This window comes from Thermomicrobium sp., from assembly GCF_053493975.1.
In genome coordinates this window covers 52,352-77,828 of the sequence record NZ_JBRBZA010000058.1, presented here as the reverse complement: position 1 = coordinate 77,828, position 25,477 = coordinate 52,352, and the positions used below count along the sequence as shown (strand labels likewise).

Genomic DNA, 25,477 nt, shown 5'->3' with positions numbered 1-25,477 from the left:
CGTCAGCTCCTTTCACGAGCGGACGGCGCGTGCTCGGCCGAGACCCAGCAAGCGCCGCGCGAGTTGGGGGAGAGGCGGCAAGAGCCGATTGAATTCCCGACTCAGGCGCCAATTGGTGATGCCGTAGAGATAGACGCTGTAGGCCAGCGCGAGAAAGGCGTCAGTGACGAAGGGACCGAATTCCGGATCGTCCGCCAGGTCGTCGCGCACGAGTCCGCTGTTGCGGCCCAATTCCGTGCCCATCGCGACGAGCGGGCGCAGCTGGCGGTACTGAGCGCCGATGCTGCGTCCCTCCAGGGCTCGCGTGGAGGAAGCGAGGAGTGGAAGGATACCTGTGCCGTGCTCGATATCCCACAGCCAGCGGGTCCACAGCCAGTAGCGGGCCGGTGCTCGTAGGTGAAGGACGCCGGTGGCCAACTCCAACGCCAATCGCCGATCCAGGTCGCTGCAACGGGCCAGGAACTCGTCGAGCCGCTCCTCGACCGGCTGTTCCTCGTGAAGGAGAAGCGGGAGGGCAGCACAGACCTGTGTGCGGACGGCCTGCTGCGCGAGTGTTTCCGCCTGGCGAGCCGTCGCGGTTACCGCACGGGTCAGCTCTTCCCACCCGCTCGACTCGCCTCGTCCCACTTCCCGAGCGATCCGTTCCACCAGCGGAGCGAGATACTGACGGCGCCCTGCGAGTTCCCGGGCGATCGCGAGCACATCGTCCGGTGATACTTGCTCGAGTCCCTCTCGGAGCGTCTCGGCCAGTTCTGGGTCCTCCGGGCCGGTCTTGGGCTTGACGAGATGGCTCGGCCGCAGCGGTTGACTCATCGTCGCCTCCTAGCGCCCGCGGATATCGCGGCCCCAGAAACCGACACCCAACAAGGGACCGAGGAGACAGAAATCGAAGACACCGGCCGCGAGCGGTACGAGGCCGATCACGACCAGGACCCAGCCCCAGGTTCCTTGGACCACCAGGAGACCGAGCAGGATGAGGACGATGCCGACGACGATCCGCAAAAGGCGCCCCGTCCCGCTGGCCATGAAACCGACGAAGGGATTGCGCTTGGCTGGCACTGCCATCTCGCTGCTCCTTCCTGAATCCGGTGATGCACGCGTGCGTCCGCGGAGCTTCATCGCGTTCCGACCAAGGCTCGGCGCGCCGTCGCGACCGCTCGCGCTGCGGCGAGACCGGCAGTGGCGAAGGTATCGTCCAAATCGGCTGGTCGGGCCGCCGCACCGACGACGTAGATTCCCGGTCGGGAAGTCGCCACTGGGTCGAGCCCGGAAGGGCCGCCGGCCTCGATGAAGCCGTATTTGTTCTGGGCGATGCCGAGCAACTTGGCCATCTGCCGCGTCCCGCTGCTCGGCTCCATTCCGACGGAGAGGACGACCAGGTCGACCGTGATCTCCATCGGTCGTCCCATCGTCGTGTCCTCCCCGCGGATCAGCAAGCGATCTCCCTTGGGCAGGATCTCGCTGACGATCCCTTTGACGTAGTTGACCTTGTGTCGTTCCTGAGCCGGCCAGTACAGCTCGTTCTCCCAGTAGCCGTACATGCGCATATCGATGTAGAAGATGAAGACACGGGCATCGGGCAGCTGTTCCTTGATCTCGATCGCTTGCTTGGTGGCGATACCGCAGCAGACCTTGGAGCAGAACTCGTTCCCGATCTGTCGGTCGCGGGATCCGACGCATTGGATGAAGGCCACTCGTTCCGGGGGTTGCCCATTGGAGGGGCGGACGACCTGGTGAGCCTTGAGCATCGCCTCCATGTCGCTCAAGGTCACCACATCCGGGAACGAGTAGTAATTGTACAGTTGCGTCTCGCGCCCCGGATCGAAGTGTTGGAAGCCGGTGGCGACGATGATCGCGCTGACTCGAGCCTCTCGGCTGCCATGGGGCGTGCTCACCGTCACTCGGAAATCGCCTGCCTCCCCCTCGCACGCAGTGACCTCGCTCCGAGTCAGCACTTCGATGAGGGGGTGATCGGTGACTGCAGCGACGAGTTCTCCGATCGCTTCTTCGGCATCGCGGAAGTGGTGCGTCAGCTTCGCGTACCGTTCGGCATCCGGTGTGCCACCGAGTCGCCCCCGGCGCTCGACCAGGAGCACTGGATGACCGAGCGCCGCAGCGGTGCGCGCGGCCTCGAGTCCGCCAGGACCGCCACCGATGATCAGGATAGGACGGGTCGTCTCCTGCACGGCTTCCCCCTCACCGCGTCACGATCGGCTGTTCAGCGTCTTGCCAGGTCAGGCCCGGCTTCTCGCCGCGCTCGATCGCAGCCAAGTCCTCTTCGAATTCGGCCCAGTAGCGCTCCCAGTCGATGCCGAGCTTCTCGAGCAGCGGTCGCCAGTCGGTCGAATGCCAATGCAGCTGTAGTACGCGGAACGGATGCGCGCCCATGGCGAGAGCGGCCACTTGCGAATCGGCGAGGACCGGAACACCGACGCGCCGCTGATGGGCTCGCGCGGCGAACTGGCTCTTGTCCAGCGTCGTGACGCACCCTGTGTCGTGCGTCACCGTCATGTCCGGGTTGGCTTCGTCCTTCATCACCTCGATCTTGCGTAGGACGGCGAAGGAACGGGTGAAGTCGCGCTGGACGAGGATGTGACGGAAACCGAAACCGCAACAGTCGAACCACGTGGAGTAATCGGCGACCGTGATCCCCAGTGCCTGGAGCAGCGCCGTCACCGTCGCCGTCCGCTGCCCACCGTAGATGTCCGGGTCGTAGATGGCGTCTTCCGCTACGATCTTGTAGTAGTGGCAAGCAGGATGGACACAGGCGGTGATGCCGCGCATGTCGATGACTTGCCGCTCGGCGATCCGCTGGCGCATGACGTGCACCCACTCGCTGTAGTGCACGATCTCCTCGGGAACGACGAGCGGCTTACCGAGTTTGTCGAGAACGCGACGGACTTGATCGCGCAGCTCCTTGTGATGCACCAACTGTTCGCGGAGTTCCTTGTAGTGACCGTAGCTCGTGCCGCAGTGGATCAGCGGGTAATAGCCGGTCTCGTAGGCGGCAGCGAAGTTGCGGCACATCACCAGGAGCTGGGCGACCGCATTGGAGGTCGCTGAGGCGTAGTAATTCCAACCGGTGCAGGAGGTCTGGTCGGTGGGATCGAGGTAGTCGATCCCGAACTGCCGGTTCAGCCACAGGATGGAGGTCGTGTAGCCCGGAATATGACCGCACTGACCGCACGACTTGTGGTGCCACAAATGATCGATGGGTACCTTCTTCGTGCGTCCGTACTTGGTCGTCACCTCGACATACGGTTCGGGAACTCGTTGCACGATCAGTTCCCCACGAGCCTCCAGCTCGAACAACTCCTCGCGGAGGTCCGGTCGGGGTGCTTCGGCCGGGTTGGGACGGACTGGTTGCGCCTTCTTCTCGCGAATCTCGACGAGCGGAAGCATGTGCTCGCTCATTCCACCGCCTCCAGTTCCTCTTCCATGATTTCGACCAAGAGTTCGTAGAGCCCTTCGTCGACCTCGCGGATCACCTCCATGTTTCCAGTCTCGAACCAAATGGTGTAGAGCTCGCGCAGGGTCTTGTCGTCGGTCCGCCAGGCGGCATCAGTCACGTTGCGCAGCGTGTCCACGGGAATCGCCTTTCGCCAGGTTGTCATGTTGCGGCTGAATTCGCGTACCCATGGTCCCCAATCGGGGAAGAAATCGGGCTGCAGCATATCGGGGGAGACTTGATTCCCCTTGAGCATGATCTTGTAGATGACCCGGCTGTACCCTTGGAGTGCCTGCTGAGCGCGTTCGAGTCCATGGCGAACCGCGACCTCGCGCATCAGGGTGACCAGCCCACCCGGATTGTTGCCACGCGGGCAGCGGACGCAGGAAAAGCACTGGGCGCAATTCCAGATGTCTTCCATGAGAATCTCGTAGAAGCGCTCGACGTCCTCGCGGGCGAGCGCTTGCGCGATGACGCGAGGACTGAAGTCGTAGAAGCGCGCCGAGGGGCAAGCGGAGACGCAGATGCCGCATTCGTAGCACCCATAAAGGAAATCCGAATAACGGGGATCGCTCTTGACTTCTTCGAAGAGTTCCCGCTTGCGTTCTTCCGGAACGTCGGCGTAGCGTGGCCCGCTCTTCGTCGGACTCCAGGTGGAGACGCTCATCGTCAGCCTCCTGTTCGGGCAGCGTGCTGCACCCGTGCGCGAAGTTCCTCGAATGTCGGGACTCCGGTGAGGCGCTCACCGTCGATCAGGAACGTCGGAACCACGACGATCCCTGCTTCCTGCGCTGCGGCGCGACCGGCAGCCGATGCCAGGCTGATCACTTCGACCTGAATCTCCGGCTCATCGGTAGCCAGGCGTTGCACCAGCGCGAGCGCTTCGGCGCAACCGGAGCAAATCGGGTGCGTGAAGAGCCTGATCCGCGTCATGGCAGCTCGTACCCCTCGCAATGGACGCAGTCATCGAGCCCGCGGCGCGTCATGAATGCGTCGTAGGCGGCGATCGCTGCTGGGCCACCCAGGAGCTCGCTGAGATCGTGCGCGAGACCATCGGGGGCCAGCCGAACCAGCCAACCGCGACGATAGGGACTACGGTTGACCAATTCCGGATCCTCGAGTAGAGCAGTATTCGTTTCGAGCAGTACTCCGGCGATCGGTGTCCGGTAGGCGCCCAGCCACTTCGCACTCTCCACGACTGCGACCGTGGCGTCGCGGGCGTAGTGACGTCCGGTTGGACGGAAGGTCACGTGAAGGATGCGGCCAGCGACCGTTTGGGCGACATCGGTGTAGCCCAGCCGCACCGACCCGTCCGCTTCGACCCGTACCCATTGGTGGGATTCCACTCGATAGTACAGGTCGAGCGGCAGGATGCAGCGATGGACGATCGCGTAGCCGGCAGTTTCCCTCATCAGAACGCCACCACTGCGTCGGCTTCCAACGCCATCAAGTTGAATGCCGCACCGCCGATCATCTGCACGCCCTCGATGAGGTCGTCGATCGTCAGACCGTGCAGATCGAGCGATGGCTGACAAACGTAGAGCTTGACGCCCAAATCGAGTGCCTGATCGATGAAGTGCTTGAGCTTGGCGCCGCCGCCGCCTGCTTTCGGTACCACCAAGGTTTCTGGAACCCCTTTCTTGAGAAGCGTCGGGCCGTTCATGGTGAAGTAGATCGCGGCTTCGATCTCCATGGCAGCAGCTGCCGCCGCTAAGAAGAAGGGGGTAGCGCTACGTTCCGGCGTGTCGACACCGTGGGTCTGCACATACAAGATCTTTTTGGTCTCCTCGCTCATCACCGTATCCTCCGCCCTGTCTCAGATGAAGAGCGAGACATCCGCGTCAGCTGCGAACTCCAGGAAGGTCGCGGCACCACCGACCGAGCACTCGGGAATGAAGTCCTCCCTCTTGAAGCCGAAGACGTCCATCGTCATCTGGCATGCGATGAGATTGACGCCCGCATCGATACACAGCTGCCGCAGCTCGAGCAAGGAGGGGACTCCCTTTTCCTTGAAGGTCTGCTGCATCAAAGTCGTCGCGAGGTGCGAGAAGCCGGGTAGTGCCTCGACGAGCGCGGGGATCGGCCAGGAGATCTGGCGCAGCGCCGGTGGACCGAACGGCATCTTGAGCGGCATGGCGGGATTGCCGAGCGGACTGACTTTGGGATCGTAATTTCTCAACAGCAAGGGAAGGCCGTAAAAAGTAAAGAAGATCCCGACTTCCCAACCCATCGCTGCTGCGGTCGAACCGAGGATGAATGGCGGATAGGCAAAGTCGAGCGTTCCTTTGCTCGCGATGATCGCGAGTCGCCGGGGCGCTTCAGGATCGCGACGGGACATCGTTTCCCTCCTCTCGTGCTCAGCGAACACGCCGGAAGAAGAAGACGTATTTCCCGTTTTCCTCGTGAGCATCGATGAGTTCGTTTCCGGTCTGTCGAGCCCACGCTTCCATGTCTGCGGGTGCACCTGGGTCAGTGGCGATGACTTTGAGCACCTGCCCGATGGCGATCTCCTTGATCGCCTTGGAGGTCCGGATCACCGGGAGTGGGCAGAGCAAGCCGCTGCAATCGAGAACCCGGTTCGGCTGCAGCACGTCCGTCATGCCGTCGCCTCCTCCGATGGCACCCTACTCGGGTACAGTACCCCACAAGCCCCAATAGCCAACACAGCTTGAGACACCCTCATCATAGCACTCAGGGTCGTCTTGGTCAAGCACCGTCTCCTGGCTGTCAACGGCACTGCCCGTGTACATGTGTTCGCCTCCGTCGAGCGATCGCCGCGGGGCTGCTCAGCGTTCAGTGGCCCGATAGACCGATCGCGCAGGCAGTTTTCCGGACCTCGTCCCGGTATTCGTCAGCGCTCTGCGCCGGCTCGGCTCGGAATCACACGAGCCGGGGCGTCCACTTTCAGCGGCGCGCGGGCAGGAAGTCATGGGGGCCGGAGCGCGGGCGCGATCGTCGCGGGGACGGCCTTGCCACGCAGTCGGGCATCCTCGTCTTATCTATGAGAGGATCAGGGGGTAACCGAACGGAGGATCTGCCCGCAAGCGGAAACGACCCTGCGCACAGCGATCCGAGCTGCGGTTGAGAACGCGAAGCATCGGCCAGGCAGGATGACAGGGCGTGTGCGTTGCGGCATGGTTGCACAGGCAAGAGTCCTGTTCAGCGAGGCTGCTCGTCGGGCAGCCGCGACTCGCGTTCATGCTTGGCTGGAAATAAATGATGGATGGGGGGCGAAATGGATGCCTCGGCGATCGTCCGAATCACCGAACGCGTTCTCGCGCGGCTCGATCTCCTGAACAGCGCTCGGGAGCGTGCGCTCGCGGAAACGCGCCAGATCACTCGCTTGAGCGCCAATGCCGTTCGGGCTGTCCATCGGGGCGAGTTCGCCGAAGCAGAGGCGCTACTGGAAGAGGCGCGGCGGATCAAGGAAGCGCTGACCGCTCATCTGGCCGACTACCCAGCCATCTACTGGTCCGGCTATGTCCAAGATGCGCACAAGGAATATGCGGAGGCGAGCTTGACGCTCGCGCTGGTTGCTGGTCGGCCGATTCCCAGCCCGGAGACGCTCCAGGTCGAGGATGCGGTCTACTTGAACGCGCTCGGTGAGGCATGCGGGGAACTCCGCCGCCATATTCTCGACCTCATCCGGGCCGGTGAGCTCGGGCGGGCTGAGACGGTGCTCGCTGTGATGGACGAAATCTACGGTGTCCTGGTACAGGTCGACTATCCGGATGCAGTCACCAACGGTCTCCGGCGGACGACCGATATGGTGCGGGGCGTGCTGGAGCGGACGCGGGGTGACCTCACGCTCGCAGTCGAGCAGCAAAAGTTGAGCGACGCACTGGCCCAGGCCCGCCGAGCGGTCGGCCCGAGCGAGCCTGGGCAGTCGACCTGATCGGTCGTCACTCAGGCGACGCCACGAAGGAGCTTCTCGCACTCCTCCTTGTGGCGCGTCTCGTCCGAGATGATCTCCTGCAGGTCGTTCGCCAGACCGTAGTCGCCGAACTCTTCGGCCTGCTTCATGCGCTCGACGTAACTCTTGATGGTGCGTTCCTCCGCCTCCAGCACCCGCTCGATCATCTCCCGATTGGAGCGCGCCTTGGGTACCGGCAGCGGCTCGTCGACCGGCTCGCCGCCGAGCGCAGTGATCTTGTTGGCCAGGAACAGCGCATGACGAAGCTCGTCCTGGATCTCCTTCTGGAAAAACTCAGCGAGTTCGATGCGATCCACACCGGTCGCCGATGCAGCGTAGTGGATGTACATGATGATGGCCTGGAATTCACCCGCCAGATCCTGATTCAGCCCATCGATGAGCGTTTTCTTGTCCATAGTTTCCCCCGTTCCCTGAACCCGATGAGAGAAGTATAGCTCGTGTGGCCTCAGAGAGTGGCGGCGGTCGCTCGCTCCGGTTGCCAGCGCAGATCCAGCTCCCGATTGGCGCGTACGTCATCCAACCGCTTGTAGAAAGTCTGGTGCGGTGCCTGCCGCACGAACTCCGGATCGCGCTCCACTTCCTCAGCGATCTGCCGCATCGCTTCGACGAACCGGTCGAGCGTTTCCAGACTCTCGGTCTCGGTCGGCTCGATCATCAGCGCTTCTGGGACGATCAAGGGGAAAGCGACCGTCGGTGGGTGGAGACCGAAATCGAGCAGGCGCTTGGCGATATCCATCGCCCGTACACCATGCCGCTTCTGGCGCACCGCGGAGAGCACGAACTCGTGCATACACGTCCGGTCGTACGGTACCTCGTACACATCGCGCAGACGGGCCAGGAGATAGTTGGCTGCCAGTACAGCGTTCTCGCTGACGCGGCGGAGTCCAGCCGCCCCGTGCATCCGGATGTACGCATAAGCGCGGATGTGCATCCCGACATTCCCGTGGAAGGAATGGATCTTGCCGATGGAGCGTTCTGGCCAGTGCCAGGTGTACTCGGGATCCTCACCGGGACGTCGCACGACGATCGGGCCGGGGAGGAACTCGGCCAGGTGCGCTTTGACCCCGACCGGCCCACTTCCGGGGCCGCCACCACCGTGCGGTGTCGAGAAGGTCTTGTGCAAGTTGAAGTGCATGATGTCGACGCCGAAGTCGCCGGGGCGCGCGATGCCGAGCAGCGCGTTGAAGTTCGCGCCATCGTTGTAGACCAGGCCGCCGACGCTGTGGATCAGGTCGACGATCTCAGTGATGTTCTCGTCCCAGAGGCCGAGCGTGTTGGGGTTGGTGATCATGATCGCTGCGGTATCCGGCCCGACGAGCTGCCGCAATTGATCGATATCCACGTTGCCGCGCGCATCCGACTTGACCTCGACGACCCGAAATCCGGCCATGGCAGCGGTCGCTGGGTTGGTGCCGTGTGCCGAATCCGGGATGATGACGGTCCGGCGCTCGTATTCGCCGCGGGCATCGAAGTACGCTCGCGCGATGAGGATGCCAGTGAGTTCGCCGTGCGCACCAGCGGCTGGCTGCAGCGAGACGGCGTCGAAGCCGGCGATCTCCGCGAGGAACTCTTGCAGTTCGTACATCAGGCGGAGAATGCCTTGCACGGTTCGCGGATCCTGGAGCGGATGGAGATGCGCAAAGCCAGGAAAGCGAGCCACCAGCTCGTTGATCTTCGGGTTGTACTTCATAGTGCAGGAGCCCAGCGGGTAAAAATCGATATCGACGGCATGGTTGAGCTGCGAGAGGCGGGTGAAATGCCGCACGACGTCGATCTCGCTGACTTCGGGGAGCGGCAATTCGTCCCGCACGTGTTCGACGGGTAGTGGTGCCTCCGGGACATCGAGATCCGGTACCGAGGTGCCTGCCCGTCCCGGTTTGGAAAGCTCGAAAATGAGCGGTTCCACGCGCATCGCTGATCCTCCTACGCGAGATCCCAGCCTCGAGGGTAGCCTAGCATGCTGTGCCTCGTACAGCAATGGCGGACATGCCGGTCGGCCGGAGGCGATAGCCCAGCCGCTTTTTCCACGCCAGTGAAGGAGGCAGGTCGACAGCTGCTATCACCGTGCGCTCCTACTGGCGCGTGAACCGCCCGGTGAGTGCTAGAATCGACGTCGAGGAGCGGGGCAGCACGGAGCGACCACGTGGCGGACGAGCGCACCATCTACGGCGGGCAAGCGGTCCTCGAAGGTGTCATGATGCGCGGCGTCCGCCATCTGGCGACGGCGGTTCGCTTGCCGGACGGCCGCATCGCGGTCTGGGAGATGTCGCTCGCTCCTGAGCGGTGGGCAGCGCGGTTGCGCCGTGTTCCCCTCGTGCGCGGTGTGTTGGCCTTGTGGGAGACGCTCGTCCTCGGTGTGCGCGCGCTGGTCTTTTCTGCGCACGTCGCTGTCCGCTATGACCCAGATTTCGAGCAGACAGAGCCTGGTACGAATTCGAGTTCGGTCCGTGGTCTCCTGTGGGGAACTGTTGCGCTCTCGCTCGCTCTTTCCGTTGGTCTTTTCTTTCTCCTCCCGCTCGGTGTCGCCAGCCTGCTCGACCGATGGGTCGGGTCGGGCTGGGCGATCCATGCGTTGGAAGGGACGATCCGGCTCGGGATCCTGCTGGGCTACTTGGCCGTGATCGGGCGGACACCGGACATCGCGCGCGTCTTCGGGTATCACGGTGCTGAACACAAGACGATCCATGCCTGGGAGCACGGCGATCCGTTGACGGTGGAGGGGGCTCGCCCGCACAGTGTGCTGCATCCGCGGTGCGGGACCGGTTTCCTGCTGATCGTGGTCGCGCTCTCGGTCGTGGTGTTCGCCTTCCTGGGCTGGCCGTCGCTGGTGTGGCGCGTTCTCTCGCGGGTCGCGTTGATTCCGCTGATCGCGGCCTTGGCGTACGAAGCCATTCGCTTGGCTGCGCGCTGGTTCCACCTGCGCCCGGTGCGGGTCTTGCTCGCGCCGAGCCTCGCGCTGCAGCGGCTGACGACCCGAGAGCCGGACGATGCGATGCTCGAGACGGCTGTCGTCGCGTTGCACCGCGTCTTGGTCGCTGAAGGGCATGCGATACCCGCCCCGGCGGTGTCCGCACCGGTCATCGTGGTCGACGAAGCCGGTCAGGAGCAGACGCCCGTCGCTCCGACCGGCAAGCGAGAGGAACGAGTATGACGACACCAGCCAAATTGTGGGGAGGTCGTTTCCAAAAGCCGACGCACGAACTCGTCGATCAGCTCAATGCGTCTCTCCCCTTCGATCGACGGCTGGCGCGCCACGATATTGTGGGCTCGCTCGCCCACGTGACGATGCTCGCCCAGCAAGGAATCATTCCGAGGGACGATGCGCGGACGATCGCTCGCGGGCTTCGGGCGATCCTCCGCGAGATCGAAGAGGAGCGTTTTGCGTTCCGGTTGGCGGACGAAGACATTCACCTGAGCGTCGAGCGACGGCTCCACGAACTCATCGGACCGGTCGCCGGTCGACTCCATACCGCCCGCAGCCGTAACGATCAGGTGGCGCTCGACTTCCGTCTCTGGATGCGCGAGGCTCTGCTCGATATCGTTGAGGGCATCGTCGAAACGAGCGGTGCGCTCCTCGATCTTGCCGAACTCCACCGCGATGTCGTGATGCCCGGCTACACGCACCTCCAGCGTGCCCAGCCGGTTCTCTTGGCTCATCACTTGCACGCCTATGTCGTCATGTTGACTCGAGATCTGGAGCGCCTGCGCCAGCTCTATCAACGGGTCAATCGTTCTCCGCTCGGGTCAGGCGCGCTGGCTGGTGTTCCCTATCCGATCGATCGGCACGTGGTCGCAGCGCTCCTGGCCATGGACGGGGTGCTCGAGAACAGCATCGACGCCGTCTCCGATCGCGATTTCGCACTGGAGTTCTTGGCTGATCTCGCGATCCTGATGGCGCATCTCTCGCGTCTGGCCGAGGAGTTGGTCCTCTGGTCGAGCAGCGAGTTCGGCTTCATCGAATTCGACGATGCCTTCGCCACCGGTTCCTCGATCATGCCCCAAAAGAAGAACCCGGATGTTGCCGAGCTCTTGCGCGGGAAGAGTGGACGCGTGTTCGGGCACTTGATCGGTCTGCTGACGGTCGTCAAGGGACTTCCGTTGGCCTACAACAAAGATCTTCAGGAAGACAAAGAAGGTGTCTTCGACGCCTTCGATACCGTCGCGCTCCTGCTGCGTGTCCTGCCGCCCATGTTGCGCACCTTGCGGATCGACCGCGAGCGGCTCGAGGCGGCAGCTGGCCAGAACTTCACGCTCGCGACCGACATCGCCGATGCGTTGGTTCGGGCGGGTGTCCCGTTCCGGGAAGCCCACGAGGCGGTCGGGCGACTGGTTGCGTTCTGTCTGGCGTCCGGGAAGAGTCTCGATCAGTTGACCGCCGACGAACTGGCTCGGTTCCATACCGCACTCGCGGAGATCAGGTTGCCGCGGACGGTGTGGGATGCAGTGCGTGCTCGGGAACACCCGGGAGGCACTGGACCGGAGCACGTCGCACGGGCGATCGCGGCGAGTCGGGCTGACTCGGCGGTCGCACGACAGTGGCTCGCGAGCGAGCGAGAGCGGATCGAGCATGCCTTTACTCTGCTCTTGAGCGAGGACGTGCCATGACCAGCATCGAACCAGAAACGCGTTCCGCCCTGCCACGAGCGATCCGGGTGGAGCCGGTACGGACACCGGAGGAACTCGAGCTCGTCTACCGGATCCGCCGCGAGGTGTTCGATCAGGAACAGCACCTGACGACGTGGGTGCACGATTATCCGGAGGACGGTGCAGGACTGAACGTGCTCGCCTGGATCGACGGGGAAGCCGTTGGAACAGGGCGGGTCACGCTCTGGGGTGACGAGGCGCAGATCGCCTGGGTGGCGGTCCGCAAGCCCTACCGTGGGCAAGGCGTCGGGCGAGCCATCATGGAGCGACTGATCCGCTGGGCAGAAGAGCAGGGTGCGCGAACGGTCACGCTCAATGCGCAGACGCACGCCCTCGAGTTCTATCGCAAGTTGGGTTTCCGGCCGGTCGGTCGGCCGTTTTCCATGGCCCACATCGAGCATCAGCTCATGGAGCGCGAGCTCCACCCGGTCCGAACGAAGGGAGGCCAGTGATGCCCTCGGTCCGCCAGCCGATTTTGTTGCAAAAGAAGCCGGACTGGTTCCGCGTGCGGCGGGAGCACGGGCCCAACTATCTCGAACTCCGGCGCCTGGTGCTGGAGGAGGGTTTGCACACGGTCTGTCAAGAGGCGCGCTGCCCCAACATCTACGAATGCTGGAACCAGCGCACGGCGACGTTCATGATCCTCGGCGATCGTTGCACACGGGCGTGCCGCTTTTGCAATGTCCGGTGGGGACGAAGCGGCACGGTCGATTGGGAAGAGCCACGCCGCGTGGCTGAGGCGGTCGAGCGTTTGGGGCTGGACTTCGCAGTGATCACGTCCGTGAACCGGGACGATCTGCCTGATGGTGGAGCTGCTGTCTTCGCGGCGACGATCCGCGAGATCCGCTCACGCATCCCCTCGTGCGGCATCGAGGTTTTGATTCCCGATTTCCTCGGGAATTGGGACGCCCTGCGCACCGTCGTCGAGGCACGGCCTGAGGTGATCGCGCACAATATCGAGACAGTGCCGCGACTCTTCCGCGTCATCCAGCCGTGGGACGAGTACGACCGGAGCCTCGAACTTTTCCGACGCGTGCAGGCCATGAACGACACGATCGCGCTCAAGTCGGGCCTGATCGTCGGTATGGGGGAGACGTGGGACGAGCTCCTCGCTGTCATGCGCGACCTCCGTGAGGTCGGCGTGGAGATCTTGACCATCGGGCAGTATCTGCCGCCGACACCGCGACATTTCCCGCTCCATCGCTACTACACGTTGGAGGAATTCGAGGAGCTGCGGCGCATCGGCGAGGAGGAGTTGGGATACGTGTACGTAGAGTCCGGCCCGCTGGTGCGCTCGTCCTACCACGCCAAGGAGCAGTACGAGCGTTATCGCGCCCGTCGCCTCGCGGCACGACAGGGGTAAGAACCATGCTCGATGCTCCCGTCGTCGCGCTCCAGCTCGGACGAGTCGACTACCTAGCGGCCTGGGAGTTGCAGCGACAGCTTGCGGCTGCCCGACGGACGGGAGCGATCCCGGACACCCTCTTGCTCCTCGAGCACCCGCCGACGTTCACGACCGGGCGGCGCGGTGGAACCCACCACCTTCGCCTCTCGCGAGACGAATTGGCTGCGCGCGGAGTGCCTTATTACGTGACGGACCGTGGAGGCGACGTCACGTACCATGGACCAGGACAGCTGGTCGTGTACGTCATCCTGCGACTCGGTGAAGGACAGCGGCGCGTGCGGCGCTTTGTCGAGTCGCTGGAGGCGACTGTCCTCGACGTGCTGGCCAGCTATGGCATCGCGGGGGAACTCGATCCACGCCATCCTGGCGTGTGGATCGGACGCAACAAGATCGCGGCGATCGGGATCGCGATTCACCACGGTGTGACGTACCACGGCATCGCGCTCAACGTCACGACCGACCTGGAGCCGTTCGACTGGATCGTCCCCTGCGGGATTCCTGACCGCGGTGTGACCTCGCTCGCAGAACTCGTCGCTGGCCCGGTCGAGCTCGCCGATGTGCAGGCCCGCTGGCTCGAGGCTTTTGCGGAGCGCTTCGGCCGCACTGTCGAGCTCGATTCCGAGCCGGTGCGGTCGCTGGAGGAGGTCTTGCCGCGGCTCACGTCCCGATGGGCGGGAGTAACCCGATCATCAACGATTGCTCGATGATATCGCGCCGCGCGAGTGCTTCGGCGCTCGCGATGCTCCAGCGGAGCGGATGATCCGGGTAGAGCTTCTCGAGCATCTCGCGGACTTGCCGCATGAGATCGAGCGACTTGTTGAAGGTGAGGACGAGATCACCCTCGCTGAGCTCGATAAGTTCGGTGATCTCCGCCATCGTCGCACCGTTGCACCAGGCGCGCATGGCACCATAGAAACCCTCATGGTGACCAGTCGAGAGCGCGAGACCGTTGCGTCGCTCGATCTCGAACACTTCTTGCTCCAGACTTTCGAGACGGCGTCGCAGGAGAACCAGCTTCGTCGGCAAGGTAAAGTGATTGGCGAAGCGCGTCTCGCGATCGAAGGCGAACCAGGAGAAGACCTCAGCGACGTCGGCTGGCTCGAGCCCCTTGAAGAAGTCGCGGTCCAGCATCTCGCAGATGATGAGGCCGTTGGTGTCGAAGACATCGGCCAGGGTGTCCGCCTTGCTGGTGGGATACCCGCGATGCAGGTAGCCGAAATGTTCGAGCACGTTGCGGATGCCGCGCAGAAGCTCGCGAACGCGCCGCTCTTCTGCCGCGATCTCGCGCCCGAGTTGGGCTTCGAGTTCCGCCCGCTCCTGCTCAAGCCGGGCGATCCGCTGTAAATTGCGCTGGTGTTCCTTGCGCCGTTGGCAAGCGTGACAGGGATGGCGGAAGCGCTGCTGAGTCAGTTCGTGAAGCGTCTGCTGGATGGTGTGGAGCCGCTCCTCGATCCGCCGACGCTCGGGTGCCAGGCGCGCCTCGACTTGCCGACGGTGTTCGAGGAGCATGGCATCGAGATCGGGGAGCGGGCGTGCCGCGAATGCACGCCAGATCTCCTCGAAGGCTTCCGTGCTGATGATTCCCCGGACATCGCTCACGGGCTGGGCCAGGAGCGCCAGGGCTTCCGGAATCGGTACCGGTTCGACATCGTGCGGGACGTAGTCGATCTGCCGGTACTCGGTCAGGAGTTCGGCCGAACCCTCGCGCGTCAGCACCAGCGCGATACCGCCGTAGGGTAAGCGATTGAGGAAGAGCACCCAGCCGCGTTCGCGCGTGTGGAGCGGCGTTCCCGGAGCCATTTCGCGGACGAGCCGGCGCAAAACCGGTCGAGAGGGAACGGCCCAGGGACGATCGTCGAGATCGGCCTCCAGTTGGGCCAGGTCGTGTTCCAAGTGTCGCTCCTGGCTCTTGGCGTGATTGAGTTGGGCGACGATGTTGCGGTAATCGTAGAGCAGCTCGTCACCGTCCAGTCCCAGGAGACAGCCACGCGGCACTGCCTCCAGTTCGTGGCCCACCTGGAGAATCTCCTCCTCCAAGAGCCGGACACGCTGAGCGGCTTGGTACTGGGCCAAGCTCTCTTGGAAAAGCTGGCGGACCCGGTCGCCGCGCGGTGGATCCCAAAGGTTGAGAACTGTGTTGTAGCGGATGGTGAAGGCTGACCGAACCGGCTCGAGGTCGCCAGTCGCGACGGCGAGCACTTCCTTGAAGGAGATCCAGGGGCTGTACGGAACGACGACGTTTCCCCGTTCGTCCATGCCGCGGCGTCCTGCGCGGCCAGCCATCTGCTGGAACTCGTTGGGTGTGAGCAGTCGCCGGCGACGCCCATCCCATTTGGTCATGCGGCCGATGACGACGGTGCGGGCAGGCATGTTGACGCCGAGAGCGAGCGTGTCGGTCGCGAAGACGACTTTCATCAGGCCCTGACTGAACAGCACCTCGACGAGCTGCTTGAGAATAGGCAGCAAGCCCGCATGGTGAAACCCGATCCCCTTGGCGGCGAGCTGGACGATCGTCTGGACCTGGCTGAGTTCGCGGTCTTCTGGCCGCAAGCTGGCGAGGAACGACTCGATGACCTGGGCGATCCGTTGCCGAGTCGTGCGGTCACGGACGAGATTGACGCGCATCATCGCGAGGCGGGTCGCGTAGTCCTCGCAGTCGCGCCGGTTGAAGAGGAAGTAGATCGCCGGCAGCATATCTTCGGCCGCGAGTGCCTGGATGATTTCCCACGGTGGTGGTTCGGCTTCCTCGGCCTCGCGGCGACGCTCGGCCGTCAGTCCACCGCGACCGATGAGGGCGCGGATTTCGCCGCCGACATTGGAGTAATCAGCGACCTGGCGGCCGTGATGATCGATGACGAGCCGCAACTTTCGGTCGTAGAAGTACCAGAGCGCCAAGGGGACAGCGCGCTCGGTGTGGACGATCAGCTGGATGGGCCGATGGGTTCGGCTGATCCAGTCGGCAATCTCTTGGGCATTGGAGACCGTCGCCGATAGGCAGATCAGCTGGATGTGCTCGGGGCAGAGGATGATCGATTCTTCCCAAGTCGTACCGCGCTCGGGATCAGCGAGATAGTGGATTTCGTCGAAGATCACGCACTGGACGCTGTCCAGTTCCCACGGTGTTTGGAGCAACATGTTGCGCAAGACTTCGGTCGTCATCACCACGATCGGAGCGTGTGGGTTCTCGGTGACGTCGCCGGTCAAGAGACCGACATTGTCACCGTAGATCGCTCGCAGGTCGCGGAACTTCTGGTTGCTGAGCGCCTTGATCGGCGTCGTGTACATGACGCGCGCACCGCGCCGGAACGTCTCGTAGACGCCGAACTCAGCGACGACCGTCTTTCCCGTTCCCGTGGGAGCAGCGACCATGACCGATTTCCCTTCCAGGAAGGCGAGCATCGCCTCCACCTGGAAGGGATCGAATCGAAAGGGATAGAACACGGAAAACTGCTCGATGCTTTCGGGTAGCGAGATCGTTTCTGTCGCCTCCATGAATCCGGTCACCGGATCTCCGCAGTTTCGTATCTCGACCAGTATAGCAACGCCGCGCGGCAGCGGACGTGCCTTCCGCGCTCCCGGTAGAATCGCCCGGGAGGCCGCGCGTGCGGGTTGGGCTCTTGGCATCGCTCTTGAGTCGCCAAAGTGGATACCGTCGTGCCGGCGTGAGCCGGTACATCGAGGCCTTGCTCCAGTATCTTCCCACTGTTGCGACTGACCTGGAACTGGTCGCAGCAGTGCCGCGAGCGGTTTGGAGACTCGCTCACCAGGATTTCGCGGGTATCGAGTGGCGCCTCACGCGCTGGCCCACCGAGCGTCCAGTGGTTCGAATCGCCTGGGAACAGCTCTGGGCATCGCGCGTGCTGCGCGATTGCGTTATCGTGCACGGCCCGGTGAACGTTCTTCCGCTCGCGCTCGATCGACCGAGTGTCGTCACCGTGCACGATGTAGCGTTCCTGCATTATCCCGAGCATTATCCACCGGCCAAGCGCTGGTACCTCCGCATCATGACCGGCCTGAGTGTGCGACGAGCCTCTCGTGTCATTGCGGTCTCCGAGCAGACTCGGCGCGATCTGATTCGGGCCTACGGTGTCGAGCCTAGTCGAGTCGTCGTGATTCCCAACGGGATCGACCCTGGTTGGCAACGAGTCGGGGACGACGAACTCGCGCATTGGCGGGCAGAACGAGGGCTTCCGGAGCACTTCCTTCTTTTTGTGGGAACGATTCAACCGCGGAAGAATGTCATCACGCTCATCGATGCTTTGGCGAAACTCGACGCAGCGATCGATTGGCCACTATACGTCGTCGGTGCTCCTGGTTGGCGGGAAACCCCGGTCTACCGGCGCGTGCAGGAACGAGGGTTGGCGCAGCGGGTCGTTTTCGTCGGTTACGCCTCACCGGCCGAGTTGCGGTATTGGTACAGCGCGGCGACGCTCTTCGTCTATCCCTCGCTGTATGAAGGGTTCGGTCTTCCGGTCCTCGAGGCGATGGCCTGCGGAACACCTGTCATTACGTCCGATCGGTCGGCTTTGCCGGAAGTCGCTGGTGAGGCTGCCTGGCTGGTCGATCCGAGCGATCCGGCTGCCCTCGCGACAGCGATCGCGACGCTCGCCCGTGATCCAGAACGGCGGATCGCGCTCGCTCGTGCGGGGCTCGCTCGCGCGCGGGCATTCTCCTGGGAACGGACGGCGCGCGAGACGGCAGCCGTCTATCGTGCTCTCGGTTTTCGGGTGCTGAATGAGCGAGGAGGAGCGACGGCATGACCGGTGCTGGCCGGCCCCTGCGCGATGTCGGTGAGGAAGAGTTGATCGAGCAGATCGCTCGATTGGTCAGCGACCGCGCGAACCGTGTGTCGATCGGAATCGGCGACGACGCTGCTGTCTGGCGCCCACGAGCAGGGCACGAACTGGTGATCACGACCGATACGTTGATCGAGCGTGTGCACTTCCGATTGGAGTGGACCGATTGGGAGGCGCTCGGGCACAAGTCGCTCGCAGTCAATCTGAGCGATATCGCGGCGATGGGCGCGATCCCGCGCCTGGCCGTGGTCGATCTTGCCGTGCGCGGAACGGAGCGTGATCGGGACATCGCGGATTTCTATCGTGGCCTGCGGGCATTGGCCCGACGCTTCGGTGTGGCGATCGTCGGGGGTGATACGACGCGCTCGCCGCTCGGGGTAGCCGTCTCGATCACCGTGATCGGTGAATCGCCGCGCGACGGCCATCATCTACTCCGGCGGGATGCCGGCCGGCCCGGTGATCTCATCGGGGTGACCGGCCCGATCGGGCTGGCGGCCGCTGGTCTGCGTGTCCTGGAGCGCGGGCTGAAAACCTTAGACGGGAGCCCGGTCATGCAAGAGCACTACCATCGTCCGCAGCCACGAGTCCGGGAAGGGCTCTTGCTGCGGCGATGTGGCGTGCGGGCGGCGATGGATATCAGCGATGGCTTGTTGGGGGACCTCCAAAAGCTCTGTCGAGCTAGTGGGGTGGCAGCGATCGTCGATCTGGTGCGTGTCCCGGTACCGAACGCGATCAAGTGGGCGTTTCCGGACTGGGAAGAGGTGGCGCTCCGCGGAGGCGACGACTACGAGCTCCTCTTCGCCGCTCCCCCAGCGGTGTTCGCACGCGTCGTACGCGCTTTCGCTCGCGCCGGGCTCCTTCCTCCGTGGAAAATCGGTCAACTCGTCGAAGCGGGATCGGCTGGGCCGATCGTCGAGTTGCGGGACGTCACCGGCCGCTGTCGGCCAGCCGATGCACGCGGTTTCGATCACTTCCGCACCGGCTGACCGTGCCCGCTCGACGTGCTAGCATGCCGGCGAGCCTGGTGAGCTGGAGGTGACTCGTGGACACGGCACGGAGCGAACTTTGCTTTCTCTCGGCGACGGAACTCTTGGATCACTATCGTCGACGCGCTCTTTCACCCGTGGAAGTCGTCGATGCAGTCCTCGCGCAGATCGAGCGAGTGGACCCACGCCTGCACGCATTCCTGACCGTCACCGCCGAGGAGGCACGGCGGCAAGCGCTCGAGGCAGAATACGCCTACGCGCACGGTGAGCACAGACCACTCCTCGGGGTACCGGTTTCGATCAAGGACGTGACGCCGGTCGCCGGAGTTCGCTGGACGAGCGGCTCGCTCCTCTGGAAGGACCGGGTGGCGACTGAAGATGCACCGGTGGTCGAGCGACTGCGGGCAGCGGGTGCGATCATCTTAGGGAAAACGAACACGCCGGAACTCGGCTGGAAAGGCGATTCGGGGAATCGCTTGATCGGCCCCACGTTCAATCCCTGGAAGCTCGATCGGACGGCAGGGGGATCGAGCGGTGGTGCTGCTGCGGCTGTGGCTGCTGGCATGGGACCGCTCGCCCAGGGCACGGATGGAGCGGGCTCAGTTCGGATTCCGGCATCCTTTTGCGGCATCGTCGGGTTCAAGCCGTCGTTCGGTCGGGTACCGTACTATCCGCCATCGGCCGTCGAGCTCTTGGCCCATGTGGGACCTATGACGCGCACAGTCGCCGATGCAGCGCTGATGCTGTCGGTCATGGCGGGGCCGGATCCGCGCGATCGCTACTCCTTGCCGTTCGAGCGCAGCGACGGTGAAGGGTTCGGAGGGGATCTCGCGGGTGCTCGGGTTGCCTGGCTGGGCCGCGTGGGTGACGTACCGGTGGATTCTGAAGTGGCAGCGATCGCCCGCCAGGCGGTGGCAGTCTTCGAAGATCTCGGCTGCAGTGTCGAGGAACTGGTGGAGCCGCTGGAGGATCCCTATCCAGTGCTCGACATTCTCTGGTCGGTCGCGATGGCTGCCGTGCACCGCGACGACCTCGACGCTGTCCGCGATCTGCTCGATCCGGGGCGACTCGCGGTGATCGAGCACGGCTTGCGCTGGCGCGGTATCGATGTCGGCTGGGCGCTTGCCGAGCGCAATCGCTACGTCGAGCGCCTGCGGCAACGGCTGGAGCGATACGATTTCGTCGTGAGCCCGACCACACCTGTGACGGCCTTTGCAGCCGGTGCCGATCATCCCGGTCAGATCGCTGGCTACCCGACGACGTACCTGAGTTGGACCCCCTTCACTTATCCGTTCAACCTCAGTGGCCAACCGGCGATCAGCGTGCCGTGTGGATGGACGCAGGAGGGACTGCCGGTCGGACTGCAGATCGTCGGGCGCTGGCGCGCCGACGCGAGCGTGCTGCGGGCAGCGGCCGCATTCGAGCGTGCCCGGCCGTGGCGTCACCAACGCCCACCGCTGGCCAGTGAAGGGGAGACAGGATGAGCACGCGTGTTCCCGCACTCGACCTCGTGAGTCACAGTCCGGATCAGACCCGCCAGATCGCAGCGACGTTAGCGCGGCACGTCCGGGGTGGCGATGTGCTTTTTCTGCAGGGGCCTCTCGGGTCCGGAAAGACGACGTTCGTGCAAGGTTTGGCGCGTGGACTCGGTATTCGCGAGTCCGTGCAGAGCCCGACCTTCATACTCGTCATGGAGCACCGCGGCACGTTGCCCGACGGCCAACCGGTCCGGCTCTACCACGTCGACCTGTACCGGCTGGAAGAGCCGGGTGAATTAGCGACCTTCGGACTGGAGGATTGCTTGAGCGATCCGGCAGGTATCGTCGTGATCGAGTGGGCAGACCGCTTGCCGCCGAATTGGGTCGAGGAGTATCTCGTCATCCGTTTCGAGCCGCTCGCCGAGAGCAAGCGGCGGCTAGCGTTCTATCCGGTCGGTACCCGCCCGCAGGCGATCATCGAGGCGCTCCGGAAGGAGGTGAGCGGTGGAGCGAAGCGGTCAACTGCTCCTGGCACTCGATAGCGGCGGGGAGCAGGTAGCGATCGCGCTGTACGACGGACGCGTCGTCGGGGAACTCCTCTATGATGCCGGGCGCGAACATACCGCGACGGTTCTGCCACGCATCCGTCAGTTGCTCGCCGAGAATCGGCGAACGATCCGTGATGTTGCAGCAGTCGCCGTCACCACCGGACCGGGGAGCTTCAATGGCCTGCGGGTCGGGATGAGTATCGCGAAGGCGCTCTGCTATGCGCTGGACGTTCCGCTCATCGGCGTCTTGACGCTCGATGCGCTGGCGTACCCACATACTGCCTTGCCCTACCCGATCCGTGCGTTCGTCGCAGCGGGGCGTGGTCGCGTGGTCTACGCCGATTACCGGCGGCAGGGAGATATCTGGGTACGGGACTCGTCCTTGCGCTCGGTACGTCTCCACGAGCTGACGGATGGGTTGTTGGGACGCGCCGTACTGGCGGGGTATCTCGCTCCCGAGGAAGAGGCGCTGGTACGGTCTCATCCGCTCGTCATTCTTCCCGCTCCAGCGTTGCGCCAGCTTCGTCCTGCCTGGGTGGCCGAACTGGCTTTTCGGCGCTGGAAGGCAGGCGAGAGCGATCCGGTGGCTGTGCTGGAGCCGATCTATGTCCATGGGGGCGGGGCAGAAGCCATCCCTTCGGTACAATTGCCGATGAGTTACGATGTCCGAACCGTGCGGGAGTGACAGGGTGGAAGAGCGCACCCAGCAGCCGAGTACCGAGCCGCAAAGCACGGTACGGCGCTACGTCTTGTCCCCGATGCGGAGTTCGGATGTACCCGAAGTGTCCCAGCTCGAGCGGCGATGTTTCACGAATCCCTGGCCGGAATCAGCGTATTACCGGGAGCTCAGAGAGCCGGAGCGGAACTATTACGTCGTTCTGCGCTGGGAGACGACGCGCAGCGAGGAGGAGCCGGAGCCGGTCGGAGCGACTGGTACACTGGCTCGCCTGCTGCGGGCAGCCCGCCCAGCGCGCACGAGCGTGCATCCACTCGTCGGCTTCGCCGGCATGTGGGTCATTTACGGTGAAGCACACGTCACCACGATCGGTGTCGCACCGGAGCACCGCGGGTTGGGGTTGGGTGAGGTGTTGTTCTTGACCTTGATCAGCGAAGCGATTCGGCGCGGTGCCGAGTTCGTGACGCTCGAGGTGCGGGTCTCCAATGTGACGGCGCAGTCGCTCTATGCCAAGTATGGTTTCACGCGCCGCGGTGTCCGGCCCCGCTATTACAGCGACAACTTGGAAGATGCATATATCATGACCTCACCGCCGCTCCGTGACCCAACCTATCGGCAGGAACTGGTGGCCTTGCGTGACCGTCTGCTCGAACGGTTGGCCGCGGAAGGGATCGAGATCGTGGAGGAAGCAGCGTGATCATCCTGGGCATCGAAACGTCATGCGACGAAACTGCTGCCGCCGTCGTGCGTGACGGACGCTTCGTGTTGTCGAACATCATTCGCTCCCAAGTGGATCTCCACCAGCGTTACGGCGGTGTGGTGCCCGAGCTCGCCTCGCGGCGGCACGTCACGAGCATCGTGCCGGTGATCGACCTCGCACTGGAACAGGCGGGGATCGGTCCGAGCGCGATCGATGCCATCGCCGTGACGGAAGGACCTGGCCTAGCGGGCTCGCTTCTCGTGGGGATCAACGTTGCCAAGACGCTCGCCTTCGTGTGGGAAAAGCCATTGATCCCGGTCAACCATCTGGAGGGTCACATCTATGCCAATTGGCTCACGCTTCCGGGCCAGGAGGAAGTGCCGGAACCGACTTTCCCTCTGGTTTGCCTGATCGTCTCCGGCGGGCACACCGAACTCGTGCTCATGCGCGGCCACGGCGACTACGTGCTCCTCGGCCGGACGCTCGACGACGCAGCGGGAGAAGCCTTCGACAAGGCCGCTCGCCTTTTGGGATTGGGTTTTCCGGGTGGGCCCGCCATTCAGAAGGCAGCCGAGCAGGGACGCCCGGGTCGATTTTCCCTGCCGCGGGCTTGGCTGGGAGAGAGCTACGACTTCAGCTTCAGCGGACTGAAGACAGCGTTGTTGCGCCTCCTGGAGCAGTACCAGCGACGGCCCGCGCGGCGTGTCGCCGCGGGGCAGCCGTTTCCGGAATACGTGGCACCGGAGTACGGGCCGAGCGTGCCGATCGCTGATCTGGCCGCCGAGTTCCAGGCAGCGGTCGTCGAGGTGCTGGCGGAAAAGACCGCGCGGGCTGCGCGTGAGTTCGGCGCGACAATGGTGCTCCTGGCTGGTGGGGTAGCGGCGAATGCCGCGTTGCGGCAACGCTTGCGCGACATCAGCCCCGTCCCGGTTCGCTATCCGCCTCCGATCCTCTGTACGGACAATGCAGCGATGATCGCTGGCGCTGCGTACTATTTGGCTCAGCGTGGAGTGCGGGCCGACCTCGAGCTCGACGTTCATGCGCAATTGCCGTTGGTGACGCGGACACTGCTCCGTGCCGGGGAAGCCTGAGGGGATGAGGACGATGGCGACGGTGCGGCAGGTGGCAGTGGCGGCGGCACTGTCGGCTGGCCGATTGTTGCGCGAGCGGCTCGGGCAGGTCCGCGAGATCCGCTACAAGGGGGCGGTCAACCTGGTGACCGAGGTGGATCTCGCCAGCGAGCGACTGATCGTGGAAACGATCCAGGCAGCCTTCCCCGAGCACGCGTTCTTCACCGAGGAAGGAACGGGTAGTGCGCCGCTGGATGCGCCAGCGCTCTGGGTCATCGATCCCCTCGATGGGACGACCAACTATGCTCACGGGTACCCGATGTTTTGTGTCTCGATCGCGTTTCTCCGCGGGGGAGAACCGGAGCTCGGGGTCGTCTACCAGCCCGTTCTGGACGAACTGTTCATCGCTGAGCGAGGGGTGGGAGCATTCTTGAACGGAGAGCGGCTCCGCGTTTCCCAGCACGCGGTCCTGCACAGCGCCCTTCTGGCGACTGGTTTCCCGTACGATCGCGAGCGACGACGCGAGGCACTCGCTGCTTTCGCACGCTTCACGCTGACGGCTCGGGCAGTGCGGCGAGACGGGAGCGCAGCGTTGAACCTCGCCTACGTTGCTGCTGGCCGCTTCGATGGTTTCTGGGAACAGGAACTTTCCCCGTGGGATACAGCAGCGGGAATCCTCCTGGTCACTGAAGCTGGCGGGCGCGTGACTGATTACGATGGGCAACCGTATCGACTGACCCAGGGCACCTGTGTCGCGTCGAATGGGCTCATCCACGACGCAATGTTGGACCTGATCCGTCGCGATGATCGAGGTGGTGCGTGACGACCGAGCCCACTGTCCTCATCACATCGCGTCTCTTTCTCGAACACGAAACCGGTCATCATCCTGAGCGTCCAGCCCGCTTGGAAGCCATTCTGCGGTTACTCGAGCGAACCGGACGGCTCGACGACCGTCCGGTTATCGAGCCGGATCCGGCGGACGAGGAAACGATCGCCCTCATTCATGATCGAGCGTATATCGCGGAACTACGGGAGTTCGCGGCGCGGGGCGGTGGCTGGCTCGATGCTGATACGATCGTTTCCCCGCGCTCGTTCGAGGTGGCGCGGCTCGCCGTCGGTGCAGTCGTGCAGGCGGTCGAGTGGGTGTTGTCCGGGCAAGCGAGGCGCGTCTTCGCCTTAGTTCGTCCGCCGGGCCATCACGCCGAACCGGAGCGCGGGATGGGCTTTTGCCTCTTCAACAATATCGCGGTTGCCGCGCAGTATGCTCTGGAGCGGCATGGCTTGCGCCGCATCGCGATCATCGACTGGGACGTGCATCACGGCAACGGTACGCAGGTAGCGTTTTACCGAACAGATCGGGTGTTCTTCGTCTCGCTTCATCAGTGGCCGCTCTACCCGGGTACTGGCCGGGCAGAGGAGATCGGTGAGAGGCCGGGACGCGGCTACACGCTCAACATCCCGCTCGCCCCGGGTAGCGACGACCGGGTGTATCTCGCGGCGTTCGCCAACGAGATCGAGCCCCGCCTCGCGGTCTACCGACCGGAACTGGTCATGGTGTCAGCGGGGTACGATGCGCACTATGCCGACCCGTTGGCGGCGATGGCCGTTACCGAGCACGGTTTCGCCGCGATGGCGTCGCGCGTCCGCGCCATCGCGGAGTCCTGGTGTAATGGACGGCTCGTTCTCGCTCTGGAGGGTGGTTACAATCTGAGCGCGCTCGCCTCGAGCGTTTTGGCAACTCTCGATGCGCTCGACACGGATGGTCGAGCTGATCGCTGATCGTGAGGCGTGC

General features: G+C 63.9%; 28 protein-coding genes. 15 read left to right on the top strand and 13 right to left on the bottom strand.

Annotated elements, in window-relative coordinates:
* Window positions 1-12: 12 nt before the first annotated feature.
* Genes ACWIVK_RS09905 through ACWIVK_RS09860 form a run of 10 tightly spaced genes read right to left on the bottom strand, consistent with a single transcriptional unit; the run spans window position 13 to window position 6,048 of the window.
* A complete protein-coding gene (locus ACWIVK_RS09905; RefSeq protein ID WP_448576503.1) occupies window positions 13-813 on the bottom strand; it encodes a hypothetical protein in 801 nt (266 codons plus the stop codon).
* Window positions 814-822: 9 nt separating this feature from the next.
* Entirely contained in the window at window positions 823-1,065 is a 243-nt protein-coding gene (locus ACWIVK_RS09900) for a YgaP family membrane protein (RefSeq protein ID WP_448576502.1), read from the bottom strand.
* Between the two features lie 50 nt (window positions 1,066-1,115).
* Entirely contained in the window at window positions 1,116-2,186 is a 1,071-nt protein-coding gene (locus ACWIVK_RS09895) for an FAD-dependent oxidoreductase (protein ID WP_448576501.1), read from the bottom strand.
* A gap of 10 nt (window positions 2,187-2,196) precedes the next feature.
* A complete protein-coding gene (locus tag ACWIVK_RS09890; RefSeq protein ID WP_448576500.1) occupies window positions 2,197-3,414 on the bottom strand; it encodes a heterodisulfide reductase-related iron-sulfur binding cluster in 1,218 nt (405 codons plus the stop codon).
* Complete coding sequence (locus ACWIVK_RS09885; RefSeq protein ID WP_448576499.1) at window positions 3,411-4,115, bottom strand: 4Fe-4S dicluster domain-containing protein; 705 nt, start codon at window positions 4,113-4,115, stop codon at window positions 3,411-3,413. Before ACWIVK_RS09885 ends, ACWIVK_RS09890 begins: the two co-directional genes overlap by 4 nt.
* A 2-nt stretch (window positions 4,116-4,117) precedes the next feature.
* Complete coding sequence (locus tag ACWIVK_RS09880; protein ID WP_448576498.1) at window positions 4,118-4,381, bottom strand: hypothetical protein; 264 nt, start codon at window positions 4,379-4,381, stop codon at window positions 4,118-4,120.
* Window positions 4,378-4,860, bottom strand: coding sequence for a glycine cleavage system protein H (locus ACWIVK_RS09875; protein ID WP_448576497.1), 483 nt, complete (start codon window positions 4,858-4,860; stop codon window positions 4,378-4,380). Before ACWIVK_RS09875 ends, ACWIVK_RS09880 begins: the two co-directional genes overlap by 4 nt.
* Complete coding sequence (locus tag ACWIVK_RS09870) at window positions 4,860-5,243, bottom strand: DsrE family protein (protein ID WP_448576496.1); 384 nt, start codon at window positions 5,241-5,243, stop codon at window positions 4,860-4,862. The genes ACWIVK_RS09875 and ACWIVK_RS09870 overlap by 1 nt, the downstream gene beginning before the upstream one ends.
* A 21-nt stretch (window positions 5,244-5,264) precedes the next feature.
* On the bottom strand, window positions 5,265-5,786 hold the full coding sequence (locus ACWIVK_RS09865) for a DsrE/DsrF/DrsH-like family protein (protein WP_448576495.1): 522 nt from the start codon (window positions 5,784-5,786) through the stop codon (window positions 5,265-5,267).
* 19 nt (window positions 5,787-5,805) lie between these two features.
* Complete coding sequence (locus ACWIVK_RS09860) at window positions 5,806-6,048, bottom strand: sulfurtransferase TusA family protein (protein ID WP_448576494.1); 243 nt, start codon at window positions 6,046-6,048, stop codon at window positions 5,806-5,808.
* A gap of 623 nt (window positions 6,049-6,671) precedes the next feature.
* On the opposite strand from ACWIVK_RS09860, the gene ACWIVK_RS09855 reads away from it, so the two are divergent.
* A complete protein-coding gene (locus ACWIVK_RS09855; protein ID WP_448576493.1) occupies window positions 6,672-7,343 on the top strand; it encodes a haloacid dehalogenase in 672 nt (223 codons plus the stop codon).
* 11 nt (window positions 7,344-7,354) lie between these two features.
* Here ACWIVK_RS09855 and ACWIVK_RS09850 read toward each other — a convergent pair whose 3' ends face one another.
* Window positions 7,355-7,777, bottom strand: a complete 423-nt coding sequence (locus ACWIVK_RS09850; protein WP_448576491.1) for a ferritin-like domain-containing protein — start codon at window positions 7,775-7,777, stop codon at window positions 7,355-7,357.
* A gap of 50 nt (window positions 7,778-7,827) precedes the next feature.
* Entirely contained in the window at window positions 7,828-9,294 is a 1,467-nt protein-coding gene (gene gcvPB, locus ACWIVK_RS09845; RefSeq protein ID WP_448576490.1) for an aminomethyl-transferring glycine dehydrogenase subunit GcvPB, read from the bottom strand.
* A 231-nt stretch (window positions 9,295-9,525) separates the two neighbouring features.
* Here gcvPB and ACWIVK_RS09840 point away from each other — a divergent pair, with 231 nt between their 5' ends.
* Genes ACWIVK_RS09840 through lipB form a run of 5 tightly spaced genes read left to right on the top strand, consistent with a single transcriptional unit; the run spans window position 9,526 to window position 14,138 of the window.
* Window positions 9,526-10,533 carry a DUF1385 domain-containing protein gene (locus ACWIVK_RS09840; RefSeq protein ID WP_448576489.1) on the top strand — a complete coding sequence of 336 codons (1,008 nt, stop codon included), beginning with the start codon at window positions 9,526-9,528 and terminating at the stop codon, window positions 10,531-10,533.
* Window positions 10,530-11,987 (top strand): argininosuccinate lyase, encoded by a 1,458-nt coding sequence (gene argH, locus ACWIVK_RS09835; protein WP_448576488.1) that lies wholly within the window; start codon window positions 10,530-10,532, stop codon window positions 11,985-11,987. The genes ACWIVK_RS09840 and argH overlap by 4 nt, the downstream gene beginning before the upstream one ends.
* Complete coding sequence (locus ACWIVK_RS09830) at window positions 11,984-12,478, top strand: GNAT family N-acetyltransferase (RefSeq protein WP_448576486.1); 495 nt, start codon at window positions 11,984-11,986, stop codon at window positions 12,476-12,478. Before argH ends, ACWIVK_RS09830 begins: the two co-directional genes overlap by 4 nt.
* Window positions 12,478-13,389 carry a lipoyl synthase gene (gene lipA, locus ACWIVK_RS09825; RefSeq protein ID WP_448576485.1) on the top strand — a complete coding sequence of 304 codons (912 nt, stop codon included), beginning with the start codon at window positions 12,478-12,480 and terminating at the stop codon, window positions 13,387-13,389. The genes ACWIVK_RS09830 and lipA overlap by 1 nt, the downstream gene beginning before the upstream one ends.
* A 5-nt stretch (window positions 13,390-13,394) precedes the next feature.
* Entirely contained in the window at window positions 13,395-14,138 is a 744-nt protein-coding gene (gene lipB, locus ACWIVK_RS09820; protein WP_448576484.1) for a lipoyl(octanoyl) transferase LipB, read from the top strand.
* Here the strand turns inward: lipB and ACWIVK_RS09815 are convergent.
* A complete protein-coding gene (locus ACWIVK_RS09815) occupies window positions 14,089-16,935 on the bottom strand; it encodes a DEAD/DEAH box helicase (RefSeq protein WP_448576483.1) in 2,847 nt (948 codons plus the stop codon). The two genes, lipB and ACWIVK_RS09815, sit on opposite strands and share 50 nt — an antisense overlap.
* Before the next feature lie 98 nt (window positions 16,936-17,033).
* Here ACWIVK_RS09815 and ACWIVK_RS09810 point away from each other — a divergent pair, with 98 nt between their 5' ends.
* Genes ACWIVK_RS09810 through ACWIVK_RS09770 form a run of 9 tightly spaced genes read left to right on the top strand, consistent with a single transcriptional unit; the run spans window position 17,034 to window position 25,464 of the window.
* The gene (locus tag ACWIVK_RS09810) at window positions 17,034-18,191 is read left to right on the top strand and encodes a glycosyltransferase family 4 protein (protein ID WP_448576482.1); all 1,158 of its coding nucleotides are present in this window, start codon (window positions 17,034-17,036) and stop codon (window positions 18,189-18,191) included.
* The gene (gene thiL / locus ACWIVK_RS09805) at window positions 18,188-19,213 is read left to right on the top strand and encodes a thiamine-phosphate kinase (RefSeq protein ID WP_448576481.1); all 1,026 of its coding nucleotides are present in this window, start codon (window positions 18,188-18,190) and stop codon (window positions 19,211-19,213) included. Before ACWIVK_RS09810 ends, thiL begins: the two co-directional genes overlap by 4 nt.
* A gap of 56 nt (window positions 19,214-19,269) precedes the next feature.
* Complete coding sequence (locus ACWIVK_RS09800) at window positions 19,270-20,697, top strand: amidase (RefSeq protein ID WP_448576480.1); 1,428 nt, start codon at window positions 19,270-19,272, stop codon at window positions 20,695-20,697.
* Window positions 20,694-21,233 (top strand): tRNA (adenosine(37)-N6)-threonylcarbamoyltransferase complex ATPase subunit type 1 TsaE, encoded by a 540-nt coding sequence (tsaE, locus tag ACWIVK_RS09795; RefSeq protein ID WP_448576479.1) that lies wholly within the window; start codon window positions 20,694-20,696, stop codon window positions 21,231-21,233. The genes ACWIVK_RS09800 and tsaE overlap by 4 nt, the downstream gene beginning before the upstream one ends.
* Window positions 21,196-21,924, top strand: coding sequence for a tRNA (adenosine(37)-N6)-threonylcarbamoyltransferase complex dimerization subunit type 1 TsaB (tsaB, locus tag ACWIVK_RS09790; protein WP_448576478.1), 729 nt, complete (start codon window positions 21,196-21,198; stop codon window positions 21,922-21,924). The genes tsaE and tsaB overlap by 38 nt, the downstream gene beginning before the upstream one ends.
* 4 nt (window positions 21,925-21,928) lie before the next feature.
* Entirely contained in the window at window positions 21,929-22,612 is a 684-nt protein-coding gene (gene rimI / locus ACWIVK_RS09785; protein ID WP_448576477.1) for a ribosomal protein S18-alanine N-acetyltransferase, read from the top strand.
* The gene (gene tsaD / locus ACWIVK_RS09780; RefSeq protein WP_448576476.1) at window positions 22,609-23,706 is read left to right on the top strand and encodes a tRNA (adenosine(37)-N6)-threonylcarbamoyltransferase complex transferase subunit TsaD; all 1,098 of its coding nucleotides are present in this window, start codon (window positions 22,609-22,611) and stop codon (window positions 23,704-23,706) included. Before rimI ends, tsaD begins: the two co-directional genes overlap by 4 nt.
* A gap of 4 nt (window positions 23,707-23,710) precedes the next feature.
* Entirely contained in the window at window positions 23,711-24,508 is a 798-nt protein-coding gene (locus ACWIVK_RS09775; RefSeq protein WP_448576474.1) for an inositol monophosphatase family protein, read from the top strand.
* Window positions 24,505-25,464 (top strand): histone deacetylase family protein, encoded by a 960-nt coding sequence (locus tag ACWIVK_RS09770; protein WP_448576473.1) that lies wholly within the window; start codon window positions 24,505-24,507, stop codon window positions 25,462-25,464. Before ACWIVK_RS09775 ends, ACWIVK_RS09770 begins: the two co-directional genes overlap by 4 nt.
* The last annotated feature ends 13 nt before the right edge of the window (window positions 25,465-25,477 follow it).

Coding starts and splice junctions, on each gene's coding strand:
- ACWIVK_RS09905 (WP_448576503.1), bottom strand. CDS start 813: ATGAGTCAACCGCTGCGGCCGAGCCATCTCGTCAAGCCCAAGACCGGC.
- ACWIVK_RS09900 (WP_448576502.1), bottom strand. CDS start 1,065: ATGGCAGTGCCAGCCAAGCGCAATCCCTTCGTCGGTTTCATGGCCAGC.
- ACWIVK_RS09890 (WP_448576500.1), bottom strand. CDS start 3,414: ATGAGCGAGCACATGCTTCCGCTCGTCGAGATTCGCGAGAAGAAGGCG.
- ACWIVK_RS09885 (WP_448576499.1), bottom strand. CDS start 4,115: ATGAGCGTCTCCACCTGGAGTCCGACGAAGAGCGGGCCACGCTACGCC.
- ACWIVK_RS09880 (WP_448576498.1), bottom strand. CDS start 4,381: ATGACGCGGATCAGGCTCTTCACGCACCCGATTTGCTCCGGTTGCGCC.
- ACWIVK_RS09875 (WP_448576497.1), bottom strand. CDS start 4,860: ATGAGGGAAACTGCCGGCTACGCGATCGTCCATCGCTGCATCCTGCCG.
- ACWIVK_RS09870 (WP_448576496.1), bottom strand. CDS start 5,243: ATGAGCGAGGAGACCAAAAAGATCTTGTATGTGCAGACCCACGGTGTC.
- ACWIVK_RS09865 (WP_448576495.1), bottom strand. CDS start 5,786: ATGTCCCGTCGCGATCCTGAAGCGCCCCGGCGACTCGCGATCATCGCG.
- ACWIVK_RS09860 (WP_448576494.1), bottom strand. CDS start 6,048: ATGACGGACGTGCTGCAGCCGAACCGGGTTCTCGATTGCAGCGGCTTG.
- ACWIVK_RS09855 (WP_448576493.1), top strand. CDS start 6,672: ATGGGGGGCGAAATGGATGCCTCGGCGATCGTCCGAATCACCGAACGC.
- ACWIVK_RS09850 (WP_448576491.1), bottom strand. CDS start 7,777: ATGGACAAGAAAACGCTCATCGATGGGCTGAATCAGGATCTGGCGGGT.
- gcvPB (WP_448576490.1), bottom strand. CDS start 9,294: ATGCGCGTGGAACCGCTCATTTTCGAGCTTTCCAAACCGGGACGGGCA.
- argH (WP_448576488.1), top strand. CDS start 10,530: ATGACGACACCAGCCAAATTGTGGGGAGGTCGTTTCCAAAAGCCGACG.
- ACWIVK_RS09830 (WP_448576486.1), top strand. CDS start 11,984: ATGACCAGCATCGAACCAGAAACGCGTTCCGCCCTGCCACGAGCGATC.
- lipA (WP_448576485.1), top strand. CDS start 12,478: ATGCCCTCGGTCCGCCAGCCGATTTTGTTGCAAAAGAAGCCGGACTGG.
- lipB (WP_448576484.1), top strand. CDS start 13,395: ATGCTCGATGCTCCCGTCGTCGCGCTCCAGCTCGGACGAGTCGACTAC.
- thiL (WP_448576481.1), top strand. CDS start 18,188: ATGACCGGTGCTGGCCGGCCCCTGCGCGATGTCGGTGAGGAAGAGTTG.
- tsaE (WP_448576479.1), top strand. CDS start 20,694: ATGAGCACGCGTGTTCCCGCACTCGACCTCGTGAGTCACAGTCCGGAT.
- ACWIVK_RS09775 (WP_448576474.1), top strand. CDS start 23,711: ATGAGGACGATGGCGACGGTGCGGCAGGTGGCAGTGGCGGCGGCACTG.